Origin of the sequence: Halomonas sp. Ps84H-12, from assembly GCF_024124725.1 — a bacterium.
Taxonomy (GTDB): domain Bacteria; phylum Pseudomonadota; class Gammaproteobacteria; order Pseudomonadales; family Halomonadaceae; genus Vreelandella; species Vreelandella aquamarina.
Genome location: NZ_JAMXSJ010000043.1, coordinates 1 through 20,403, shown reverse-complemented (window position 1 = coordinate 20,403; position 20,403 = coordinate 1). Strand labels below are relative to the sequence as shown.

At 54.0% G+C, this 20,403-nt stretch carries 21 protein-coding genes and 1 pseudogene; 16 read left to right on the top strand and 6 right to left on the bottom strand.

Features of this window, described 5'->3' with window-relative positions:
• The first annotated feature begins 162 nt into the window (after positions 1-162).
• The 7 genes from NH344_RS16195 (at position 163) to NH344_RS16165 (ending at position 6,509) form a co-directional block, all read left to right on the top strand.
• A complete protein-coding gene (locus NH344_RS16195) occupies positions 163-1,251 on the top strand; it encodes a serine hydrolase (protein ID WP_253028155.1) in 1,089 nt (362 codons plus the stop codon).
• Positions 1,252-1,306: 55 nt separating this feature from the next.
• Positions 1,307-1,585, top strand: a complete 279-nt coding sequence (locus NH344_RS16190) for a peptidylprolyl isomerase (RefSeq protein ID WP_016915098.1) — start codon at positions 1,307-1,309, stop codon at positions 1,583-1,585.
• Between the two features lie 132 nt (positions 1,586-1,717).
• Positions 1,718-2,935, top strand: a complete 1,218-nt coding sequence (locus NH344_RS16185) for a hypothetical protein (protein WP_253028153.1) — start codon at positions 1,718-1,720, stop codon at positions 2,933-2,935.
• Between the two features lie 45 nt (positions 2,936-2,980).
• On the top strand, positions 2,981-3,916 hold the full coding sequence (locus tag NH344_RS16180; RefSeq protein WP_253028152.1) for an ABC transporter ATP-binding protein: 936 nt from the start codon (positions 2,981-2,983) through the stop codon (positions 3,914-3,916).
• Complete coding sequence (locus NH344_RS16175) at positions 3,913-4,674, top strand: ABC transporter permease (protein ID WP_054641238.1); 762 nt, start codon at positions 3,913-3,915, stop codon at positions 4,672-4,674. Before NH344_RS16180 ends, NH344_RS16175 begins: the two co-directional genes overlap by 4 nt.
• Positions 4,675-4,720: 46 nt before the next feature.
• Positions 4,721-5,734 (top strand): nucleoid-associated protein, encoded by a 1,014-nt coding sequence (locus NH344_RS16170; protein WP_253028151.1) that lies wholly within the window; start codon positions 4,721-4,723, stop codon positions 5,732-5,734.
• Between the two features lie 181 nt (positions 5,735-5,915).
• Complete coding sequence (locus NH344_RS16165) at positions 5,916-6,509, top strand: exopolysaccharide biosynthesis protein (protein WP_062360868.1); 594 nt, start codon at positions 5,916-5,918, stop codon at positions 6,507-6,509.
• A 327-nt stretch (positions 6,510-6,836) separates the two neighbouring features.
• On the opposite strand, the gene NH344_RS16160 is transcribed toward NH344_RS16165, so the two are convergent.
• Positions 6,837-7,157: a hypothetical protein gene (locus tag NH344_RS16160; protein WP_054645118.1), complete on the bottom strand. Its 321-nt coding sequence runs from the start codon at positions 7,155-7,157 to the stop codon at positions 6,837-6,839.
• A 166-nt stretch (positions 7,158-7,323) separates the two neighbouring features.
• Between NH344_RS16160 and NH344_RS16155 the strand changes: the two genes are divergently transcribed.
• The 5 genes from NH344_RS16155 to NH344_RS16135 all read left to right on the top strand — a co-directional run bounded on the left by NH344_RS16155 (position 7,324) and on the right by NH344_RS16135 (position 12,993).
• Positions 7,324-8,646, top strand: coding sequence for a UDP-glucose/GDP-mannose dehydrogenase family protein (locus tag NH344_RS16155; RefSeq protein ID WP_253028150.1), 1,323 nt, complete (start codon positions 7,324-7,326; stop codon positions 8,644-8,646).
• 177 nt (positions 8,647-8,823) lie between these two features.
• Positions 8,824-10,173 carry a flagellar filament capping protein FliD gene (gene fliD, locus NH344_RS16150; RefSeq protein WP_253028149.1) on the top strand — a complete coding sequence of 450 codons (1,350 nt, stop codon included), beginning with the start codon at positions 8,824-8,826 and terminating at the stop codon, positions 10,171-10,173.
• 210 nt (positions 10,174-10,383) lie between these two features.
• Positions 10,384-11,787, top strand: a complete 1,404-nt coding sequence (gene fliD, locus NH344_RS16145) for a flagellar filament capping protein FliD (RefSeq protein WP_253028148.1) — start codon at positions 10,384-10,386, stop codon at positions 11,785-11,787.
• Between the two features lie 248 nt (positions 11,788-12,035).
• Positions 12,036-12,458, top strand: a complete 423-nt coding sequence (locus NH344_RS16140; protein WP_253028147.1) for a hypothetical protein — start codon at positions 12,036-12,038, stop codon at positions 12,456-12,458.
• A 19-nt stretch (positions 12,459-12,477) separates the two neighbouring features.
• Complete coding sequence (locus NH344_RS16135; protein WP_253028146.1) at positions 12,478-12,993, top strand: hypothetical protein; 516 nt, start codon at positions 12,478-12,480, stop codon at positions 12,991-12,993.
• 225 nt (positions 12,994-13,218) lie between these two features.
• On the opposite strand, the gene NH344_RS16130 is transcribed toward NH344_RS16135, so the two are convergent.
• Complete coding sequence (locus tag NH344_RS16130) at positions 13,219-13,824, bottom strand: cell division protein ZipA C-terminal FtsZ-binding domain-containing protein (RefSeq protein ID WP_253028145.1); 606 nt, start codon at positions 13,822-13,824, stop codon at positions 13,219-13,221.
• Between the two features lie 232 nt (positions 13,825-14,056).
• Between NH344_RS16130 and NH344_RS18395 the strand changes: the two genes are divergently transcribed.
• The 4 genes from NH344_RS18395 (at position 14,057) to NH344_RS16105 (ending at position 18,141) form a co-directional block, all read left to right on the top strand.
• The gene (locus NH344_RS18395) at positions 14,057-16,789 is read left to right on the top strand and encodes a flagellin (protein WP_366073235.1); all 2,733 of its coding nucleotides are present in this window, start codon (positions 14,057-14,059) and stop codon (positions 16,787-16,789) included.
• Between the two features lie 90 nt (positions 16,790-16,879).
• Positions 16,880-17,236: a hypothetical protein gene (locus tag NH344_RS16115; RefSeq protein WP_253028144.1), complete on the top strand. Its 357-nt coding sequence runs from the start codon at positions 16,880-16,882 to the stop codon at positions 17,234-17,236.
• 6 nt (positions 17,237-17,242) lie between these two features.
• On the top strand, positions 17,243-17,440 hold the full coding sequence (locus tag NH344_RS16110; protein WP_213262648.1) for a hypothetical protein: 198 nt from the start codon (positions 17,243-17,245) through the stop codon (positions 17,438-17,440).
• A gap of 101 nt (positions 17,441-17,541) precedes the next feature.
• Positions 17,542-18,141: a hypothetical protein gene (locus NH344_RS16105; protein WP_253028143.1), complete on the top strand. Its 600-nt coding sequence runs from the start codon at positions 17,542-17,544 to the stop codon at positions 18,139-18,141.
• Here NH344_RS16105 and NH344_RS16100 read toward each other — a convergent pair.
• The 4 genes and pseudogenes from NH344_RS16100 to NH344_RS16085 form a co-directional block, all read right to left on the bottom strand.
• Positions 18,138-18,356 (bottom strand): hypothetical protein, encoded by a 219-nt coding sequence (locus tag NH344_RS16100; protein WP_253028142.1) that lies wholly within the window; start codon positions 18,354-18,356, stop codon positions 18,138-18,140. The genes NH344_RS16105 and NH344_RS16100 overlap by 4 nt on opposite strands.
• 398 nt (positions 18,357-18,754) lie before the next feature.
• Positions 18,755-19,693, bottom strand: coding sequence for an Rpn family recombination-promoting nuclease/putative transposase (locus NH344_RS16095; protein ID WP_253028141.1), 939 nt, complete (start codon positions 19,691-19,693; stop codon positions 18,755-18,757).
• Positions 19,694-19,752: 59 nt separating this feature from the next.
• Positions 19,753-20,151 (bottom strand): PD-(D/E)XK nuclease domain-containing protein, encoded by a 399-nt coding sequence (locus NH344_RS16090; RefSeq protein ID WP_253028140.1) that lies wholly within the window; start codon positions 20,149-20,151, stop codon positions 19,753-19,755.
• 82 nt (positions 20,152-20,233) lie between these two features.
• Positions 20,234-20,403, bottom strand: a pseudogene (locus tag NH344_RS16085) (IS256 family transposase); the annotation flags it as partial.

Sequence of the window (20,403 nt, the reverse complement as noted above, 5' to 3'; positions counted from 1 at the left end):
CAACCCACGAATACCAGAGAGATCCACCGTCGCTGATAGCCCCTCGCTTCCTGAGCCGTAGGCATTGAGGACAATCACATGTAGTAAAGCCAACCGACCCCTTGACGGGTCAATCCATACCAGGAGGTAAGGTTGCGACATTTTCAACGCTGGCTAGCCGCAGTGCTGCTGTGCGCTTTATTGCCAGCCAGCGCGGCGGTATTGGCAAGTACGAACTGGTATTACGAGGTCGATAAACAGAGCCCTTGGCAAGGCGATGTAGATGCGCGAATAATCGCCATTGAAGAGGTGTTTGGCGGCGCGCTAGGTGTTTATGTTCAGAACCTTGCAACAGGCGAGGCGTACTCCTGGCAGGCAGACGACCCCTGGTATTTGGCCTCGCTGATTAAAGTGCCCGTGGCGTCTCAGGTGCTGGCCGAGCGTCAGGCGGGCACGCTCTCCTTGGATGAACGCCTGATCCTGGCACGTAGCGACTTTGTCGATGGCGCAGGGCCGATCAACTGGCACGATCCCGGTACACCGATCTCGATTCGTTATTTGCTCGAGCAGATGCTTACCGTCAGCGACAACACCGCCACGGATATGCTGATTGACCGTGTTGGCTTGGATGCCGTGAACGCCCGCGCCCGCCGCATGGTCGCCGCCAGTAACGGCCAGCCGGGGCACCTTGGCCCCATCAGCAAGCTGGTGGAAGTGCGCCAAGGGGTATATGGCCAGTTACACCCCGGGGCTCGCCAGCTGAGTGGGTTGGATTTTATCGCCCTGCGTCAACACGGTGTGAACCAGCGCTCCGCTGCGTTGGCCCGTGTGCTGGGCGTGAGCGAAGAAAGCTTCGGTCAAACCGACTACGACCACGCCTTCGATGCCTACGAAGCCACCGGTGAAAACGTGGGTACGCTGCGTGCCTACGGCGACCTACTGGCCAGCCTGCATCACGGTGGTATGGAGGATGTGAATGACGAACAGCGCCAAACGCTGCTGGCGATCATGCAGCGAACTAAATCTGGCGAGCGGCGCTTGAAACAAGGCCTGGGCAACGAATTCACCTTTGCGCACAAAACAGGCACGCAGCACCGGCGAAGCTGCGATGCCGGTATTGCGTCGCGTGCCTCTCAAGCGGGTGGCACCGCCAATGGCCCCTGGGTCATCGTGGCCTGTGCTCGTGGGCCGCTCTCGGTGCAGGCCCATGAGCGTGCCCTGGCGAGTGTGGGCGAAGCGCTGCGTTATAGCGGTGCCTTGGGACACGACTAGCAGCGAGCGTGATAAACTGGCCTACCGTATTGGGTTTTTGATTAAGGAGTTCGTTATGGCTCGCGCCAGCGCCCGTCATATTTTGGTAAGCAGTGAAGAGCAGTGCAACGCACTGAAACAAGAGATCGAAAACGGCCGCGATTTCGCGGATGTAGCCAAGCAGCACTCCAGCTGCCCTTCTGGCCGCCAAGGCGGTGACCTGGGCAGCTTTGGCCCCGGTCAAATGGTGCCGGAATTCGACAAAGTCGTCTTCAGCGGTGAGCTCAACAAGGTTCACGGGCCGGTACAGACTCAGTTTGGCTATCACTTGCTCGAAATCACCAGCCGCACTTAATACCTTTTAAAGGCCGTCATGCATCGCGGCAGCCATGTCGCGGTGCCATTGACATCGCGCTGCGCTGGTTCTGCGCTGTCCCGCGATGTAAGGAGACTATCCCGCGGCCAGGGAGCCGAGAGAGGAAGTGTTATGACCACCGTCACACGCATTCTTCATGCAACGAGTCCGGATCTTTCGCGTTTGCTGGCGATGTGCCGGACGATGGGGTTCATTCGGGCCGACCTTTGGCGCCGGTACGGTGCCCTTGGTACCGTTGGCAAGAGCGCCAGCGCCGTTCGCAAGGAAATAACCCAGGGTGGCTGGCATACAGACTTGCCACTGGATGGCACGGTTCGCGCCGAATCCACTAAGGATGTGATCAACGACATCCTGACCTACAAGGCGGCTGCCAAGCACAAGGTGCGCCGGGCCGTGGCCGCACGCACCACGGACGAAACCGAACGCAAACGCCTCTACACGCTGCTGAAACAGGACAAATGGCTAGAAGATACCTATCTGCATCGCATGATGCGCAAACATTTCAGGCATGGCAAAAGCCAGTGTAGTAACCAGTTCGTCGTCCGTTCCGACAAGCACAGTGAGCGAATCATCGACGGCCAACTGGTTATTACATTGCATCTGTCCAAAAAGGTGGGCGGCAGCATCACGCTATACACCACGACGTCAGGCAAGAACGTCAGCCTGGAAAAGAAGAATCTGCGCGTCATCGTTCGGGAGGGAAAGGTCGAGATCCATTATGCCTACGAGAAACCGCCAGGGCGGCCTCATGGGGACAAGGTAATGGGTGTCGATAAGGGCTACACGGAGGCCTTCACTGACTCGCAAGGCCAGCATCATGGCGAGTCGTTCGGTCAAGTGCTCACTGCGTACAGCCATCAGGTATCCGCCACTGGCAAGGCGCGCAATCGCCTGCACGCCCTGGAAAAGAAGCATCGGGCGGCAGGACGGATCGCCAAGGCCGAACGCATCCGCGCCAATAATCTGGGTAAGAAGAAGCAAGTGGCTCGCCGCCAGCGCACCCAGCAGCACCTTCGCACCATCGCCTATCAGGCGGCTCATACCATCATGGACGAGGCGGCGCTTCTCGCTTCGGAAGACCTGACTCAGCCCATCGCGGGCAAGGTACAGTGGCGGGATTACAACCGCCGCATGAGCCACTGGGCCAAGGGGGGGGGGCTGGCCAATGCTGCGCGGAATGTCCTGGCAAGGCTTGATGACCCCGACATTACGCGGTACATGCCGCACGGCGAGGTCAAGCGAATATTGTTGGGACGTTTCTCCGGCGCAACTGAGCGTCAAGAGGCCCGAGTTGTTTGCCAGCACGGCATGTCAACCGGGTGCGGATAAATCCTTTTTGGCCAATGATGGCCAAGCTTTAAGGAGCAGTACGCCTTGAACGACCCCATCATTACCATCGATGGCCTGAATAAAACCTACGAAGGTGGCTTTCAGGCGCTCACTCGTGTGGATTTAACCATCCAGCGCGGCGAAATTTTTGCTCTGCTCGGCCCGAACGGGGCGGGTAAAACTACCTTGATCAGCTTGGTATGTGGCTTGGTCAATCCCAGCGAAGGTCATGTCATTGTCGATGGCTTCGACAGCGTGCGCGATTACCGCCAAGCCCGCGAGCGGATTGGCCTTGTGCCGCAAGAACTCACCAATGAAGCGTTTGAAACGGTCTGGAACACGGTGAGTTTCAGCCGTGGCCTGTTTGGTAAATCCCCCAACCCCGCCCATATCGAAAAAGTGCTCAAGTCGCTCTCGCTGTGGGATAAACGCCACAATCGCCTGATGACCCTCTCCGGCGGTATGAAGCGGCGGGTGCTGATTGCCAAGGCGCTCTCCCACGAGCCACGCATTCTGTTTTTGGATGAGCCGACCGCCGGGGTGGACGTCGAGCTGCGGCGGGATATGTGGAACGTGGTACGCGGGCTGCGGGACGATGGGGTGACGATCATTCTCACCACCCACTACATTGAAGAAGCCGAAGAGATGGCCGACCGCATAGGCGTCATCAATCGCGGCGAGATCGTGCTGGTGGAAGAGAAAGCCGCGCTCATGAAAAAGCTGGGCAGCAAGCAGCTCACCCTGCAGCTACACAGCCCGCTAGCGGAGTTGCCGCCCGCACTGGCGCAGGAAGCGCTCAGCTTGGCCGCCGGTGGCTATGAGCTGGTCTATACCTACGATGGCCGCCAGGAAGAGGATGGGCGAGGGATCTCTACCCTGTTAACGCAGCTAGAGCAGGCGGGCATCAGCTTTAAAGATCTACACACCCGGCAGAGCTCGCTGGAAGATATCTTCGTGGACCTGGTGAAGGAGCGCTCATGAATCTCTATCCCGTTCGTGCGATTTACATGGCGGAAATGGCCCGCACTCGCCGCACGCTGCTACAGAGCGTTGTCTCACCGGTGATCTCTACCTCGCTCTACTTTGTGGTGTTTGGCGCGGCGATTGGCTCGCGGATCACGGAAATTGGCGGGGTGAGCTACGGCGCGTTTATCGTCCCTGGTTTGATTATGCTGATGCTGCTGACCCAGAGCGTCTCGAACGCCTCGTTTGGCATCTTTTTTCCCAAATTCTCCGGCAGCATCTATGAGATTTTGTCGGCACCGATCTCCTATCTAGAGATCGTCGTGGGCTACGTAGGGGCGGCGGCCTCGAAATCGATACTGCTGGGGCTGATCATTCTCGGCACGTCCAGCTTCTTTGTGCCGCTTGAGATCGCCCATCCGTTCTGGATGCTGACGTTTCTGGTGCTGACCGCCGTCACTTTTAGCCTGCTGGGTTTTATCATCGGCATCTGGGCGGATGGCTTCGACAAGCTGCAGCTCGTGCCGCTGCTGGTGATTACCCCGCTCACGTTCCTGGGCGGCAGCTTCTACTCCATCGATATGCTCCCGCCGTTTTGGCAGAGTGTGACCCTGGCGAATCCGGTGGTGTACCTCGTCAGCGGTTTCCGCTGGAGCTTCTACGGCATTAGCGATGTTAGCTTGGGCGCTAGCGTAGCGATGATTTTGCTGTTTCTGGCGGCAAGCCTTGCCACCATTGCCTGGATTTTCCGCACCGGTTACCGCTTAAAGCCCTGATGCTGAAGTGACCTCTTCGACGTTTTTACAAAGGTAATGCCTGTTTATGCCGCTACTGCAAAGTACTGTCTACCGCCTTGAGCCATCCCTCGACGGCGAGCGCTTAAGTGTGACGGCCCCGCCTGCCGAGGCCGCCGCTGCCAGTGACGACACGGTGATGGCCAGCCTAGTGAATGCGCTAAACGACACCTACAACACCAAAGCGAAGGGCTGGGGGCGCTTTGCCGAGCAGGGCGAGCAGGCCGGGCCGCTGGTGGTGTGGCTTACGGCGTATCAAGCCGACGAGCAAACCTTTGCTCAGTTGGCCAGCGCCATGGCCGAGCGTTTGGCCCAAACGCTGCAAGGTCAGCTCTCCGTTGGCGGTTTCTTGGTCATCGCCCATCTACGTCAAGGCGACACCGAAACGCTGTTCATGGCGCTCGTGCATCAGCGGGAAGGTATCGGCTTTAACGACGCGCATCAAGCGGTGCCTGCCGCCCAACTGAACACGAGCCAACTCACCCTGGCGGCCCGCATCAACCTGACCCAGTGGCAGAGCGGTGCGGAAAGCACGCAGTACGTCTCGTTTCTAAAAGACCGGGGCGGTAAAAAGCTCGCCGATGGCGTCGCGGCGCTGCTGGGCATGGAGGAGGGCATTGATGCCCCCGCCGAAACCCGCACGCTGCTGAAAGCCTTTAGCGACTACGTCGAAAAAGAGGATTTAGACGACGACGCCAGCCGTGAAAAGACCGATACCCTGGTTGATTACGCCAACGAACAGCTGCGCCGTGGCGAACCCATGACGCTGGAAGAGCTCTCCGGGCTTGTGGATGAGAAGCAGCCCAAGGCGTTTTACGACCATATTCGCAACGCCGACTACGGCCTCTCGCCGGAAATCCCGCCGGACAAACGCACCATCAGCCAGTTCCGCCGCTTCACCGGGCGCTCTGGCGGCGTCTCGATCAGTTTCGATTCACACCTGCTGGGTTCCAGTATTGAGTATGACGAAGCCCAGGACCGGCTGATCATCAAGCAAGTGCCCAAACAGCTCAAAGAGCAGCTCGCCAAGCGGAAAGAGTGACAAGGTTAAAAGTGCTTGAACAGCAGCGTAAAGCATGGGTAGCGAGCGGCACCAGAGGCTAACCTATAGAGGCCAAGCGATTAACCAAGCAGCGATGTTCAACAGACCTGAGCTTAACAGATCGACGTGAAACAGACTGACGTTAAACAGAATCCAATGGCAAAGGAGCGCCGAGACGCCCATGAGCGATACGCGGGAAGCAACGAATTTAACCGAACTGATCCACACCATGGAACGGATGGAGCGGGAAAACGCGCAGGTTAGCGTGGATGATGTGGTGCATGCGGTGGGGCGGCGCTCGTTTGGCCCGCTGCTTCTATTGGCAGGCTTGATAACGCTGGCGCCGATTATTGGTGATATCCCCGGCATGCCAACGCTGATGGCGGTGTTAGTGCTGCTGACCTCTTCGCAGCTGCTGGTGGGGCGGGAAACGTTCTGGCTACCTAAATGGCTGCTGAATCGTTCTTTATCACGGCAGAAGTTTGATAAAGCGCTGCACTACATGAAAAAGCCCGCCAAATGGGTCGATGGCTTGCTGGGCGTACGCTTGGCTTGGATGACCGGCTACATCGGTATTCGGGTGACGGCCTTCGCTTGCCTGCTGGTGGCGTTAGCGATGCCGCCGATGGAGTTCATCCCTTTCAGTGCCAATGGCGCTGGATTGGCACTCACGCTGTTTGGGCTGGGGCTGGTGGCCAGAGATGGCCTGATGCTGGCGTTGGGATTCTTGCTTACCGGCGTGACCTTCACGGTAGTAGTGATGAGTCTCATCTAATGCTTTACTAGGTTTTTCGCGCTGATTGATAAGGCAAGCCGCGATAGGGGGGGCTGATTACGCAAAACAAAACAAAGCCTGCTAGGCTGGAAGGGTCAGCTCAAGGGTGAGCAGCCATTTGATTTCTCGAAAACGCAACAAGCAAAACAAGCAAGGAGTGCCATTATGCGTAATATTATCTATATCGTGGGTTTGATCGTGGTAGTGCTGTTTATTCTTTCCATGCTGGGCCTACGCTAAGCGCTACGCTGCTGTACCACTCACTCTATCCCCCTGGCCTGTGCTGCCAAGCGCCCGCTCCTGTCTAGCGGGCGCTTGGCTAACGCGTTAGGCGCAGTCTGCGGCTCCCTGCCCAAACATATCAAACATCAGCTCGCGGCCCATGGCTGTTAACACAAAACGGCCATAGTCATTAAAAGTGGCGGCATCACTCTCTTCCAACACTTGCTGGCAAAGCGCCCAACGGGGGTGCTGATGGCTCAGAGAGATCAACTCCTGGTGCGATAAACCACGCTGTATCAGGGTGATGGTTTCAAGCACATGGCCGCTCTCATAAAGCAGTTCCGCTACGCTAGAAAGGCAGTGGCGCAAGCTGCGCTGTACGTGGAAGGAAGCAGTGGTCGCGGGGGATAATGCTTCAGCGGGCATGGTAGGTTGCTCCTGCAATCGCAGCAAAATGGGTGTGCTGCAGTGCATTATAAAGCAGTAGGAGTGTTAGACCAAGGTCTATGTATTGGGCTGAGTTTTGCGTGTCATCTGAATTGCAAAAAAGGTGTGGTAGGCTTGCGGCACTCCTTTTTAGAGCTGGTTGATTATGCAAATTAGCGTTTTTGGTACCGGATATGTAGGGCTCGTGGCAGGTGCGTGTTTGGCGGATGTGGGTCATCAGGTCATCTGCATGGATATTGATGCTAACCGCATCGCACAGCTTAGCCGTGGTGAGATCCCTATTTTCGAGCCAGGCCTGAGCCAGCTGGTAGCGCATAACGTTGCCGCTGGGCGTTTGCGATTTACCACAGATACCGCGCAGGCGGTAACCGAAAGCGACACGCTGTTTATCGCGGTGGGCACCCCGCCAGACGAAGATGGCAGCGCTGATCTGCAGTACGTATTAAGCGTCGCGGAAAGTATCGGCCAGCACATGCAGGGCTATAAGCTGGTGGTGGATAAATCGACGGTGCCGGTAGGCACGGCCGAGCGTGTGAGCGACACCATCAGCCGCGTGCTACAGCAGCGTAAGGTTGAACACCCTTTTGATGTGTGCTCCAACCCTGAGTTTATGAAAGAAGGCGCTGCCATTGATGACTTCACCCGCGGCGCTCGCATTATCGTAGGCACCGAGAGCGAGCGGGTAAAAGAGCGTATGAAAGCCTGCTACGCGCCCTATAACCGCAACCACGACAAGCTCATGTTTATGAGCGTGCGAGCGGCAGAGCTGACGAAATATGCCGCCAACGCCATGTTGGCGACCAAAATTAGCTTCATGAACGAGATGGCGAATTTAGCGGAGCGCTTAGAGGTTGATATTGAAGATGTGCGCCGGGGTATCGGAAGTGACCCGCGTATTGGCTACCATTTTATTTACCCTGGTTGTGGTTATGGCGGCTCCTGTTTCCCCAAAGACGTACACGCCCTTGAGCAAGCCGCTTTGCAATTAGGTTACACGCCGGAATTATTAAAAGCCGTAGAAGCCGTTAATCAGCGCCAAAAACAAACGCTTTACACAAAACTGCAAGAGAGCCTCGGTAACTTAGAGGGGAAAGTGATTGCTATTTGGGGGCTAGCATTTAAGCCCGGCACCGATGATATGCGCGAAGCGCCCAGCCGAGCACTGATGGAAGCCCTGTGGGCAGCAGGCGCAAAGGTGCAAGCGTTCGACCCGGAAGCGATGGGAGAGTGCCGAAGGCTTTATGGCGAGCGTGACGACCTGATGCTCGCAGGCGATCGCATACAGGCAGTAAAAGGTGCAGATGCACTGGTCATCTGTACAGAGTGGAAAGAGTTTCGCACCGTTGACTTCACTTGGTTAGCCAGCCAGCTAAACAATAAATTAGTGGTAGATGGGCGTAATTTATACGCGCCCAGCGCGTTGAGTGAGGCGGGTGTTTGCTATGTGGGTGTCGGTAGAAAGTCTTAATAAACAGAAGTTTATAGCTTTGGTTTGCTGTTTCTGGTAAATGAGTAAGCCCAAGGCTAATAAATTTGTTAAAGTTAATAGGCTCAATGCCGAATAAATAACTAATTAGCTAACTTGAATAATGGCTGCCGCAAAATCGGTAAGACGGCCGCACAACGCGAAAAAGGGACGGTACGCATGGCTTCCATTTCATCACTTGGTATCGGTTCAGGGCTGGACCTCAACGGCTTGCTAGATCAGTTGCAAGAAGCTGAGCGTGGCAAACTTGCGCCCATCGAGCAGCAACTGGAAACCCAGCAAACCAAAATCTCTGCCTATGGGCAGCTACAAACGGCCCTTTCTGCCTTTCAGGACGCAGCGGATGCTCTCAACGACAGCACACTGTATGAGAGCCTCTCGACCAACGTTAGCGGTGAAGCATTCACTGCCACGGCAGATGGCGAAGCGCAGCCCGGTAGCTATAACGTATCCGTCACTCAGTTAGCCACATCGGGCACCCTGGCAACCGCAGGCGTGCCGGATTCAACTACTGCCCTGACCACAGAAGCGACCACGCTGACCCTCAATTTTGCAGGCGCTGAGCAAGCTGACGTTGAGGTAGACATTGCTGCCAACAGCACGCTTGAAGAAGTACGCGATGCCATTAACGCGAAAGAAGATAGTGGTGTCTCTGCCTCTATTATCTTTGATGGTGAAAATTACCGGCTAGCGCTCAATTCCACGCAAACCGGTGAAGACGCGTCTATTTCAGGCATAACGCTAGGGGCGGAATTTGGCGGGCAGTTGGAATCAGAGTTTACGCAAGCAGGCCAAGATGCGAAATTGAATGTTAACGGTGTGGCCATCACTAGCCCTACCAACCAAGTAGAAGGTGCCATTCAAGGAGTCACACTGAACCTTCAGGAAGAGGGAGATAGCACCGTTTCAGTAGAGCAAAACACCCTAGCAGTGCGCGAAGCGATTACTGGCTTTGTAGATGCCTACAACGACCTAAAAGGCACCATTGGCGAACTCACCAGCTTTAATGCGGAAACCGGTGCCGCCGGTGAGCTGCTGGGTGACAGTGCGGTACGCACGGTGGAGTCTCGTTTACGCAGCGTGTTGGGTGGAGGTATCGAAGGCCAGTTCTCCATGCTGACGGATATCGGCATTTCACTACAGCGCGATGGCACGCTCGAAGTTGATAGCGGCAAGCTAGATGATGCCATTGCCAATAATCAGGATGCGCTCTCTGCCTTTTTTGCAGGTGCTGCCGATAACGAAGGCATGGCAGGCCAAGTGAACCAAACCATCGAGCAGTTGCTAGGCACTAATGGTACGGTATCCGGCGCGATTTCTGGTGCTGAAAACCGCGTTGAGTCGCTGGGCGAGCGTTACACGCGCATGGAGCAATCCATCGAGCAGACCATTTCTCGCTACCGCACTCAGTTTGGCCAGTTGGATAGCATGATTGCCCAAATGAACCAAACCAGCAGCTACCTCACCCAGCAGTTTGATGCGTTAGGTGCACAGCTAGGCCGAAAATAATACCAACTTTGTTTAGCTATCTCCAAAGCGCCTGCGCTAAGCAGGCGTTTTTATTGGGGTAATGGGGTATTCGGAGTTAGGTGATAAAAAAGACCTAAAGTTAGCCGTTGTTCCGTCGATAAGAATGCTATTAAATCCAGTCGAAACGCCACTGTTGGCGCACTGTATCAATGACTGTGGGTTTAGCCTTTTGCATCGAGGAACATCTGCATGGCGACAATAACCTCTCTAGGCGTCGGCTCTGGCCTGGATCTCACCGGCTTGTTGGATCAGCTTCAAGAAGCGGAGCGGGGCAAACTCGCGCCGATTACCCGCCAAAAAGAGCAACAGCAGGATAAGATTTCTGCCTACGGCCAGCTGCAAACATCGCTAAACAGCTTTCAAGATGCTGTAGCGAAACTCAACGACCCTAAGCTCTACCAAAGCCTTTCCGCCAACGTGCGGGGCGATGCCATTAAAGCCACCACCACCGCCAGCGCGCTGCCCGGCAGCTACCGGGTAGAGGTGTCGCAGTTGGCCACCTCTGGCACCTTGGCATCTAACCGCATCACGGGTGAAAAAAACGCCGCGCTAGACCTGCAAGGGGCCACGGCCATACGGCTCAATTTTGGCGGCGCGGATTCGGTCGATATTGCCATTGCCCCCAACAGCAGCCTGGAAGCCATTCGTAACGCCATTAACGCCCACAAGGATGCCGGTGTTAACGCCACCATCATCAACGATGGGGAAGGCTACCGCCTGGCGCTCAGCTCCAAGGCTACAGGTGCGGATGCTTCGATTGAAGGCTTCAGCTTTGTAGATACCAGCCAGGCCCCCGCGGCAACAGTAGCAGGGCCGTTTAGTGAAGATGCCGCCACCAAGCGTTCTGGCGAAAATGCCGCGCTCACGGTCAATGGCATTGCCATCAGCAGTGCCAAAAACCAGATCGAAGGCGCTATTCAAGGGGTTACGCTCAACCTGGCCGAGTTGAGTATTGCCGAAGGTGAAACGGCCACCAGTACCATTAGCGTCGAGCGCGACACCCTCAAGCAGCGCGAAGCCATCAACGACTTCGTGAAAGCGTTCAACGACCTGAAAGGCACCATTGCCAAACTCACCAGCTTTACCGGCGACAGCGAAACCGCAGGCGAGCTGGTCGGCGACAGCACCGTGCGCACCATTGAAAGCCGCTTACGCAACGTGTTGACCGGTGGCGTGGAAGGTGGCGAGCTAGGCACCCTGAACCAGTTAGGCATTACCCTGCAGCGCGACGGTAAGCTGGCAGTGGATGACGACAAGCTATCCGACCTGGTAGCCAATAACCCCCAGGCGCTGAGCGACTTCTTCGCGGGTGATAAAAAAGAGAACGGCCTGGCTGGCAAGCTGTCCACGACAATCGACCAAATGCTCAGCAACAATGGTGTGGTCAAGCTGGCCATTAGTGGCGCAGAAAACCGTATTAAAAGCCTGGGCGAGCGCTTCGAGCGCATGGAAAAATCCATTGAAGGCACCATTGCCCGCTACCGCACCCAGTTCAGCCAGCTAGATGGCATGATTGCTCAAATGAACAGCATGAGCTCCTACCTAACCCAGCAGTTTGAAGCGCTAGATGCTCAGCTAGGCCGTAAAAAGTAGCCAACGTCACGGTAGCCAATAACGCCAAAAGCGGCCTCAACGGGCGATAAAGTGAACCGCTCAGAAAGAGGCCGCTTGGCGAAATAAAATACCTACCTTGTGAAATAAGTAGAAAATCTGCACAGCTATCAAACGCTAACAAGGTAATCTGTGTTTAGGTGGCACCGCCGACAATACTGTTGTGCACGACTTCTCACCAATTCAAGAACGCTCTTTGGTAAGGTGTATGTACCAATAGAGGAGCCATCATGAGCGATCAAGATGACCGTCACCGCGCTGACCATGACAGCCCATGGAAAATGGCGTTAGAGGCATATTTTAAAGAATTTCTAGAATTGCTGTTTCCGACGATAAACCAGCACGTTGATTGGTCAAAAGGCTACAGCTTCCTTGATAAAGAATTGCAACAGATTACGGTTGGTGCCGAAAGCGGCCGACGTTACGCCGACAAACTGATCAAAGTCTATGCCAAAGACGGTAGCGAGACCTGGGTGCTGATTCACGTTGAAGTGCAGGGTGAGCCCGAAGTTGAATTTTCCGAGCGGATGTTTACCTATCAGTATCGCTTGCGGGATCGCTACGGAATGGAGGTGGTCAGTCTTGCGGTACTGGCAGATACCCGTAAAAGCTTCCGCCCCACAACGTTTCATTACGAGCGCTGGGGGGTGTGAACTGACCTTTACCTTTCCTATGGCTAAACTAATAGATTGGGAAGGCCGCTGGGCAGAGCTAGAAACCAGCGACAACGTTTTTGCGCTGGTAGTGATGGCTCAGATCCAGGCTAAACGTGTGAAAAATAGCGCGACGCGAAAAGACACCAAAGTAGCCCTCATTAGGCTTTTATATGAGCGTGGCTACAACCGCGAACAAATTTTACGGCTATTTAACATTATTGACTGGATGATCCAGTTACCAAAACGCCTAGACCCTGATTTTGCGCAAGCGGTTTATGCGATACAGGAGGAAAAACACATGCCTTACGTGAACACCATTGAGCGCTTAGGTATTGAAAAAGGCCGCCAGGAAGGCCGCCAAGAAGGCCGGCAAGAAGGTCGTCAGGAAGCCGAACAGCGGGCATTAGAGGGCAAGCGTAACGCAGCGCGCAAGTTGATTGCTTTAACAGAAATGAGCGACCAGCTCATTGCCGAGATTGAAGAACTCCCCTTGGAAGAAGTAGCGAAACTCCGCGCCGAAACCAAGCACTGAATTCACTACAAGTCCTATCCTGACAAACCCCTTGGGGCACTCATAAGGCTGCCCTCACAGAGTCTCAGTCAAAAGTGGAAGCCAGTCAAAAGTAGAAGCCAGCTAAATAGAGAGAGTCAGTCTAAAGTGGGAGGCCGCTTCAGCGGGCGACGGGTTTTAGCACCATTCTTAATATGCCCCATGCGATTGCAGGGCACAACAACAAAGCAACCTAACCCCTTACAACTACTCCCCCTCTCGGTACATGGCCGCCAAACTCTCTTCTGTGATGGGCTTACGCTGAGCATCCAAAATTTTCCCACCCAGCGCCGCTACCTCGTGGGTGAAGGTGATTAAATCTTCCGGGTTGCGCGACACCTTCCGCGTGTTCAAAAAGCGGATCAAGATCGACACCCCCTGCACCGGCGTATGCTCCCTCTCTTTATGCTCTTTATGTAGCGGCGGCAGTTTACCGGGCGAGGTAGCGCTAGCCAGCATAATCGGGTAGCCCTGCGGCCCTGGCGGAAGGTGGAAGGCGCCTAGCTCCGCCTCGTAAAAGGCGTTTTTCTCGGTGAGCATCTCCCCCAGCGCTTGGTTAATGGCTTGGCTGGGCGCATCAAACATCACAAACAAACACTGCTGGGTTGGCCTTTTGCTTTGCTTGCTAGAGGTTTTAGGTTGGCTTTTGTAGCTGGGAGTATCCGCCTGCTCTGCTAGGGGAGTGGAGGCTTGCGTGGAGGAAAGCTCAGCCTTACTTGGTGCAATCACCACCTTGTAAAACAGCACAACGCTTATTAGCCCTAGCACAACAGCGATGCCAGCCAGTAGCAAAGGTAGGTAGGTGGTTGACATGGGTATTTCCTATCGAATATGCAAGTGGAGATACAATACGCGTTCGCGCACAAAAATACAGCGCCTCACCCGAATGGCTTAGCTCTGCCTGTGGTTCTGCTCACTAAAAGTTACATAAATTTTTACTATCCACCCTAAAGATTCTCTTCACCAGGTCGTTAATCTATACAACGGCACACAACGTGGCCGAAAAGCGGGCCTGACGGCCAGTTCACACGCAAGGAGTATCACCATGTCCGTGATCAATACCAACATCACCTCGATGATCGGTCAGCAAAACTTGAATAAGTCGCAGAATGCTCTGACCACTTCTATGGAACGTCTGTCTTCCGGCCTGCGTATCAACAGTGCCAAAGATGATGCAGCGGGTCAGGCGATCGCCAACCGTATGACTTCCCAGATTACGGGTCTCATGCAGGCGCAGCGTAATGCCAACGACGGTATTTCCGTGGCACAAACCGCTGAAGGCGCACTGAACCAAGTGAACGACAACCTGCAGCGCATCCGTGAGTTGGCAGTCCAGGCAGAAAACGGCACCAACAGTCAAGACGACTTGGACTCTATCCAAAACGAAATCAATCAGCGCCTGTCAGAAATCAACCGTATTTCAGAAGAAACCGACTTTAACGGCACCAAAGTACTGCAGTCTGATAACGGCTTGAAAATCCAAGTGGGCGCCAATGATGGCGAAGTGATTGAAGTTGCTCTGAAAGAAATTAATGCTAAAACGCTGGGCTTGGAAGGCTTCAATGTCACAGGCGCAGGTGCTGTGGCGAATGCAGCTGCTACACAAGACACCTTGACATTGGCAGGCGCTACTCGAGTAGGAAACACTAACGAATTCGTGATTGCCGAAGCCAACGCTCAAGTAAGCTCTGCTAACCTGTTCAACAATCTGCAGGATGGCGATACGGTTAGTGCCGTGACGGTACCTAATACGCCGGCAACCGTGTCCTCTGCGCTGGCGTTGGCCGATGATGGCCAGACCATAACTACAGGTGGCGTTACGTATACAGCGGATAGCGGCAACTGGACCTACGGTTCCACCTTTAATGGTGAAGGCGCAGATTCTTCTGTATCTGCGCTTCGTAATGCCATGGACGTGACGTTGGGCAATGATCCTAAGTCGGCAACCGTTACCATTGGTACAGAGTCTGTTGATGTCCTTATTGACGATCAAGGCAATATTACCGGATCTAATGGTGAATCGCTTTACCTAGATACCACCGGTAACTTGGCGATTACCGACCAAGCAACGCCAGATTCACTGACCGTGGACAACCTATCTTCTGCACTGGCAGCGGTGGCTGGTTCAAGTTTACAAATTGATGGTGCTACTTACACCACCGGAGCGAATGTTGGTGCCCAAACATTCACGGGTACTGCAACTGCTTACACTGATCTTACTGCGGCGCAAGACACGAGCACAGGTGGCGACTTCACCCAGTTATCGGTGGATATCAATGGCCAAGGCGCGTTCACTGCCTATGTAGATAATACTGGTAACTTGGTATCTACAGATGCAGACGGGGCCAAATCGGCACTTTACTTTGACAGTAATGGCCGTTTGACACTGGATAGCGCTGGTAACACAGCAGCCACGCTAACCAACTTGGCGGAGAACGTTGGTGCCTATGGCGGCAGCGTTGAAGTAACAGCAGCCGCAACTGGTGGTGGTGGTTCTGTGGCGCAGACTGGCGATACCATCACCGGTAACGGCCGCGAGGTTGATGTTGCTGGGCTTTCCTTAAGCTCAAGCGCGCTTGCTTCCACTATTGACGCCAATAATGATACGGGCACAGAGAGTTTTACTGCTAACGGTGGTGCGGTAACGGTCAACTTAAATGCAGCTGGCGATGCCGTTGATATCGGTGGTGACCCTGTATTTATTAATGGTGCTAATGAGCTCACCACGGATGCCGCGCCCGTTATTAGCAATTTTGATTCGGCTTACACCTATGACGCCGCGCGTGGAGCGTTCACGTACAATCAGGATACGGCGTTTACAAATGCCGGTATTAGTGGTTCCGCTGCGGAATCACAGCTGATTGATGCTTTAACGCCAGAGTCTGGTAGCGTTACTACTGCGACGATTACACTTGGTGGATCTAGTACCGATGTTAATATTGCTGCTGATGGATCAATGACATCTGCTTCAAGCGGCCAGCAGCTGTTTTTAGATGGTAGCGGCAACTTAACAGAAACCAACTCTGGTGGCTCGGCAGTAGCAGCCACTGCAGAGAATGTATCTGGGGCAGTGTTGGGTCAAGACGGTGCCAGTATTGCGATTCAAGGTGGCGCTAGCTATACCGTTGCCAACGATGGCGCGAATGGTACTTTGACAGCCTCAGGTCTGACGTTAAGCTCCGATGCAGTCATGGATTTGTTAGATGACAATATCGGTGGTACTTTCGCTTACACCTCAGCAGACTTTGATGGCCAAGGTAACAGCCAAACGATTCAGGTATCAGTTGATAGCCAGGGTAATCTAGCCAACGCGTCGTTCACGGCAGGTATTACCAGTGACGGTTCAAGTGCCTTTGTTAATGCTGAAGGTCAGTTAACGGCAAATGCCACTGAAGATACCAGCTACTTCGTTCAAGAAAACGGCAACGTGACCAATAATGCTGGTCAGCGTATTTACGTTGATGGTGAGGGTGAATTGACCACTGCCGAAGCCACTGAAAGTGAGCGTTCTTCGCTTAGTGATCTAGACACTGCGCTTTCTACGGTTGACGCTCTTCGCTCTGACCTCGGTGCGGTTCAGAACCGCTTAGAATCGTCTATCGAAAACCTGAGCACCACGGAGACCAACCTGTCTGCTGCCCGCTCGCGTATTCAAGACGCTGACTACGCAGTAGAAGTCGCCAACATGACCCGCGCGCAGATCCTGCAGCAGGCCGGCACTTCCGTACTGGCACAGGCTAACCAGATCCCGCAGAACGTTCTTTCTCTGCTGGGTTAATCTGAAGCGCCTTTACGATAAGGTGCTTGCTTTTGCAACAATGTAGTACAACTAACCGGCCCCAAAAGGGCCGGTTTTTTAGGATGTGATATGAGTATATCGACGACCACCATCTCAGCCCGAGAGGTCATCAATGACCTCGTCCCCAAGCTCAATGCGGTTGAAAAGCAGATCAAGCTGACGATCAGCGCCGTTGTTGAGGCAAGCAGCACAGCGCCTGAGCAAAAAGAGCGCTACGCCAAGCTGAAGGCGGAGTTCCAGCTGGAACTCACCATGATTCGTATGAACCTGGAGCATTTGCTAAAACGCTACCGTAACGAGCTGGAAGCAGCGATGAACGACCCGCGTAAAGATATGCTGCTCACCCTGGATGCGTATGAAGCCACAGCGGTTGAAAACGCTAAACAGCTGTATGCGCGGGTACAACGCCTGCAGCAAGGCCATTAAGTGAGTATGCAGCCCGAGGAGCATGAGCAAGTAGCGCTCGCGTTACAAACGCTGATTCGTGAAACCCAGGCAACGATAGCGCGGGTAGAGCAACACGGGCTGGATGCTTCCATGCCAGAAGATTACCAGGCACTGTTGGATATTTTGGACAGCGCTATCAAGCAGCAGCGCGAGCATACGATTCAAATGCTCAACAAAGAGTGACATAATGTAACAGATAGTTAGCTTGCAAATTTTCTGTCCTGGGCTAATGTTTCATGCATAAAAATAAAGCTTTGTTTGGCTAACAGCATGAGATAAAGGCAATGGACACGCAAACGCTTGTATTGGTGGTGGCGATTGGTGCGCTTTGGCTAAGTTTTACTTGTGGGTGTGTAGCACTATATCTATTTCTGGTACGTGGAAGGGCGGGGGGCGTGCCTGTTGCCCAGGGTGCAGTTGTCGTTTCCAATAATTCACTCTCTCCCCAGTCAGCACCGGTGTTACTCAATCAACAGAGCGCCGCTTGGGAGGTACAAGTGCTATTTGAAGCGCCCTCACCTGCGCTGAATGATCGCTTGGGCGTAACGCTGTCATCCCTGGGTGCGGTATACGAACAGCGCAGCAAAACCTTTGCCGTGACAGGGGATTCCTCGCGCACGCCGATCGTCATCGAAAACGCTGTAGGCGCTGGTCAGCTTCCCCCCTTAACCGAATCACCAGCGAGCCAACCGCCAGTCAAAGGGGTGAGCATTAAAATTGTTAAAAACAGCCGCACGCTAACGCCTAGCAAGCTCCAGCTAGCGAAGTTAGTATCGCTCTCTAAAAAGCTGGCGCGCTTAGGGGGCACGGTGGTCGATGCCGAACAGCAGCCGATTACCCCGGCAGGCTTTAATGCGGTGATTCAAGGGCAGGCTAGGGTTTAGCGCTGTATCTCTGCGTGCAGCTTGGCAATGTCTTCTAGGTCCAACCCGGTTGCCTCGGCAATCTGATCGTTACTCAGCACCCCAAGCTTCAGTAGGTTGCGCGCAGTTTTTTCGATGCCCAGCTTTGTGCCCTGTTCGATGCCTAGCTTTGTGCCTTTTTCAATTCCCGCTTGCCGTTCTTGCTGCGCCCAGTTTTCAAGATTTTCTGCCAACATGTCTTTGTCCTCCATCAAGCTTGTGAGCTGGTCTAGGTTTGCCTTGGCTCCTAGCCGCTGAAGATATCGTAGAACGCTTGAGCCCGTCACATGGATCTAGAGTGTTGCCTGGAAAGCGAGCTTTGGCAGTATGGGTTAGTGCTTAATGTCGGCGCGTAGCTTTTCAACCTCTTCTACAGGCAGTTCTTCAATATCGGCGATGAGCTGGTCGCTCATTTCGGTGAGTGCAATGAGTTAGCGGGCGGCATTGCGTTTACTTTCTAGCGCGCGGTGCTCCGCCTCTTGCAGGCCTTCTTGACGACCCGCTTGTCGCTCTTCCTGCATCCAGTTTTTAATGTTTTCAGCCAACATCTCTTTATTTTCGCAAGCCTGGGAGCTGGCCTGATTCGTTAAGACCGTTAATGTTGTAGCTCTGTTTGCAGCTTGGCAATGTCTTCTAGATCCAACCCTGTTACCTCGGCAATCTGCTCGTTACTCAGCACTCCAAGCTTCAGCAAGTTGCGCGCAGTTTTTTCGATGCCTAGCTTTGTGCCTTTTTCAATTCCCGCTTGCCGTTCTTGCTGCGCCCAGTTTTCAAGATTTTCTGCCAACATGTCTTTGTCCTCCATCAAGCTTGTGAGCTGGTCTAGGTTTGCCTTGGCTCCTAGCCGCTGAAGATATCGTTTGAGCCAGCGGGTGATAATGTTATCGATCCGCTCTTTATCAGGAGAGGCTTGTATGATGGCAACAATGCGATCAACGGCTTGCTGCAGCCCTTTCCTATCAGCAGACGCCTTTTCAATACTGAACACGCCGCTCAGCGGTGTTGGGCGTAACCCCAGCTCTTCATCAGTATAGCGCCCTTCATCCACAAGGTAATACCGTAGGTGTGGTTGATAGACTTGAAGAAAAGCTGGTGGTTCCGGGTACACCATGTCGTAGATATCTTGGCGTGCCGTCCAACGCTCAGAGCCGTTGTACAGCACAATAGGCAGAATGGGTGGTAGCCCTTTGCTCGGGGTGGTGGTGCCATTTTTGAGCAGGTGGTCGTAAAAGCAGGCCACGTAGTGCATCAACCGGATCGGCATAGTGCGATCAACAGTCGATTGAAACTCCAATAGGATGTAGAGATACACTTCTTGGGTGATACCCTCCCAGGTGATCTCCACCGACCACACCACGTCTTCAAATTTCTCCTCGAACAGGGGCGTGATGTAATTGCCGCTGTGATTTTTGAGCGTAGAGAAATTCATCAGTTGGGCGATTTCTGGAGGTGCAAACCCTTCCATCAACTGCTGAACGAACTCAGGATAGCTGAATAGCTCCTTGTAGCCGGTGTCGTGCTGGTTGTTGGCCATGCCTACTCCTGTCTCAATACGCATGTTTTACCACTATTTCATTGCTGGCTAAATCTAACTTAAAGCGTCTCTACGTCAAACGCGACTATCTGCCGCTTAACGCTTGAAAACTCAACGCCCACCAAATGGATCGGCTTGCCGCTGGCGCGGTGTTTGTCGGCGTAGCCTTTGGCTTTGATCTGCTCTAGCGCTTTACCTTCGGGTAGCTGTTCAACCACTTTGAATTCAAACAGGTAGATATGGCCGTTAAAGTCGACGCTCATATCAACTTTGCCGTGGTGGCTAGCATCTTCCACCGTCACATCGACACCCAGCGCTGCAAAGTGGCTGTAAAAAACGCTTGCGTAGTGGCCTTCATATTGGGCGATAGGGTTGTTTCGGTACCAGTCGTGGGGTAAGCCGGCATAGAGCGCTTTAAGGTGAGTTTCTAAGCCTGTCAGATTCTGTTTCAGAAGCACGTTAAAAAGTGCCAATTGATAGGTTTGCGCTTCACTGTTCTGGATGCCCAGCGAGTTATTGTCAAATTCTGTGTATGGCCGGTCAGGCGGCAGTCCTGTCTGACTGATCGGTCAAGGGTTCGCCATCCTTGAACTGGACGTTGTTCACGACCAGCTCCAGCTTGTTGAACCCCTTGATCCGCTTCCAGCGCTTCTGGGCGCTCTGAAGCAGCTTGAAGACCATCGCCAGGGTCGTCGCTCTGGAGCCGCAGT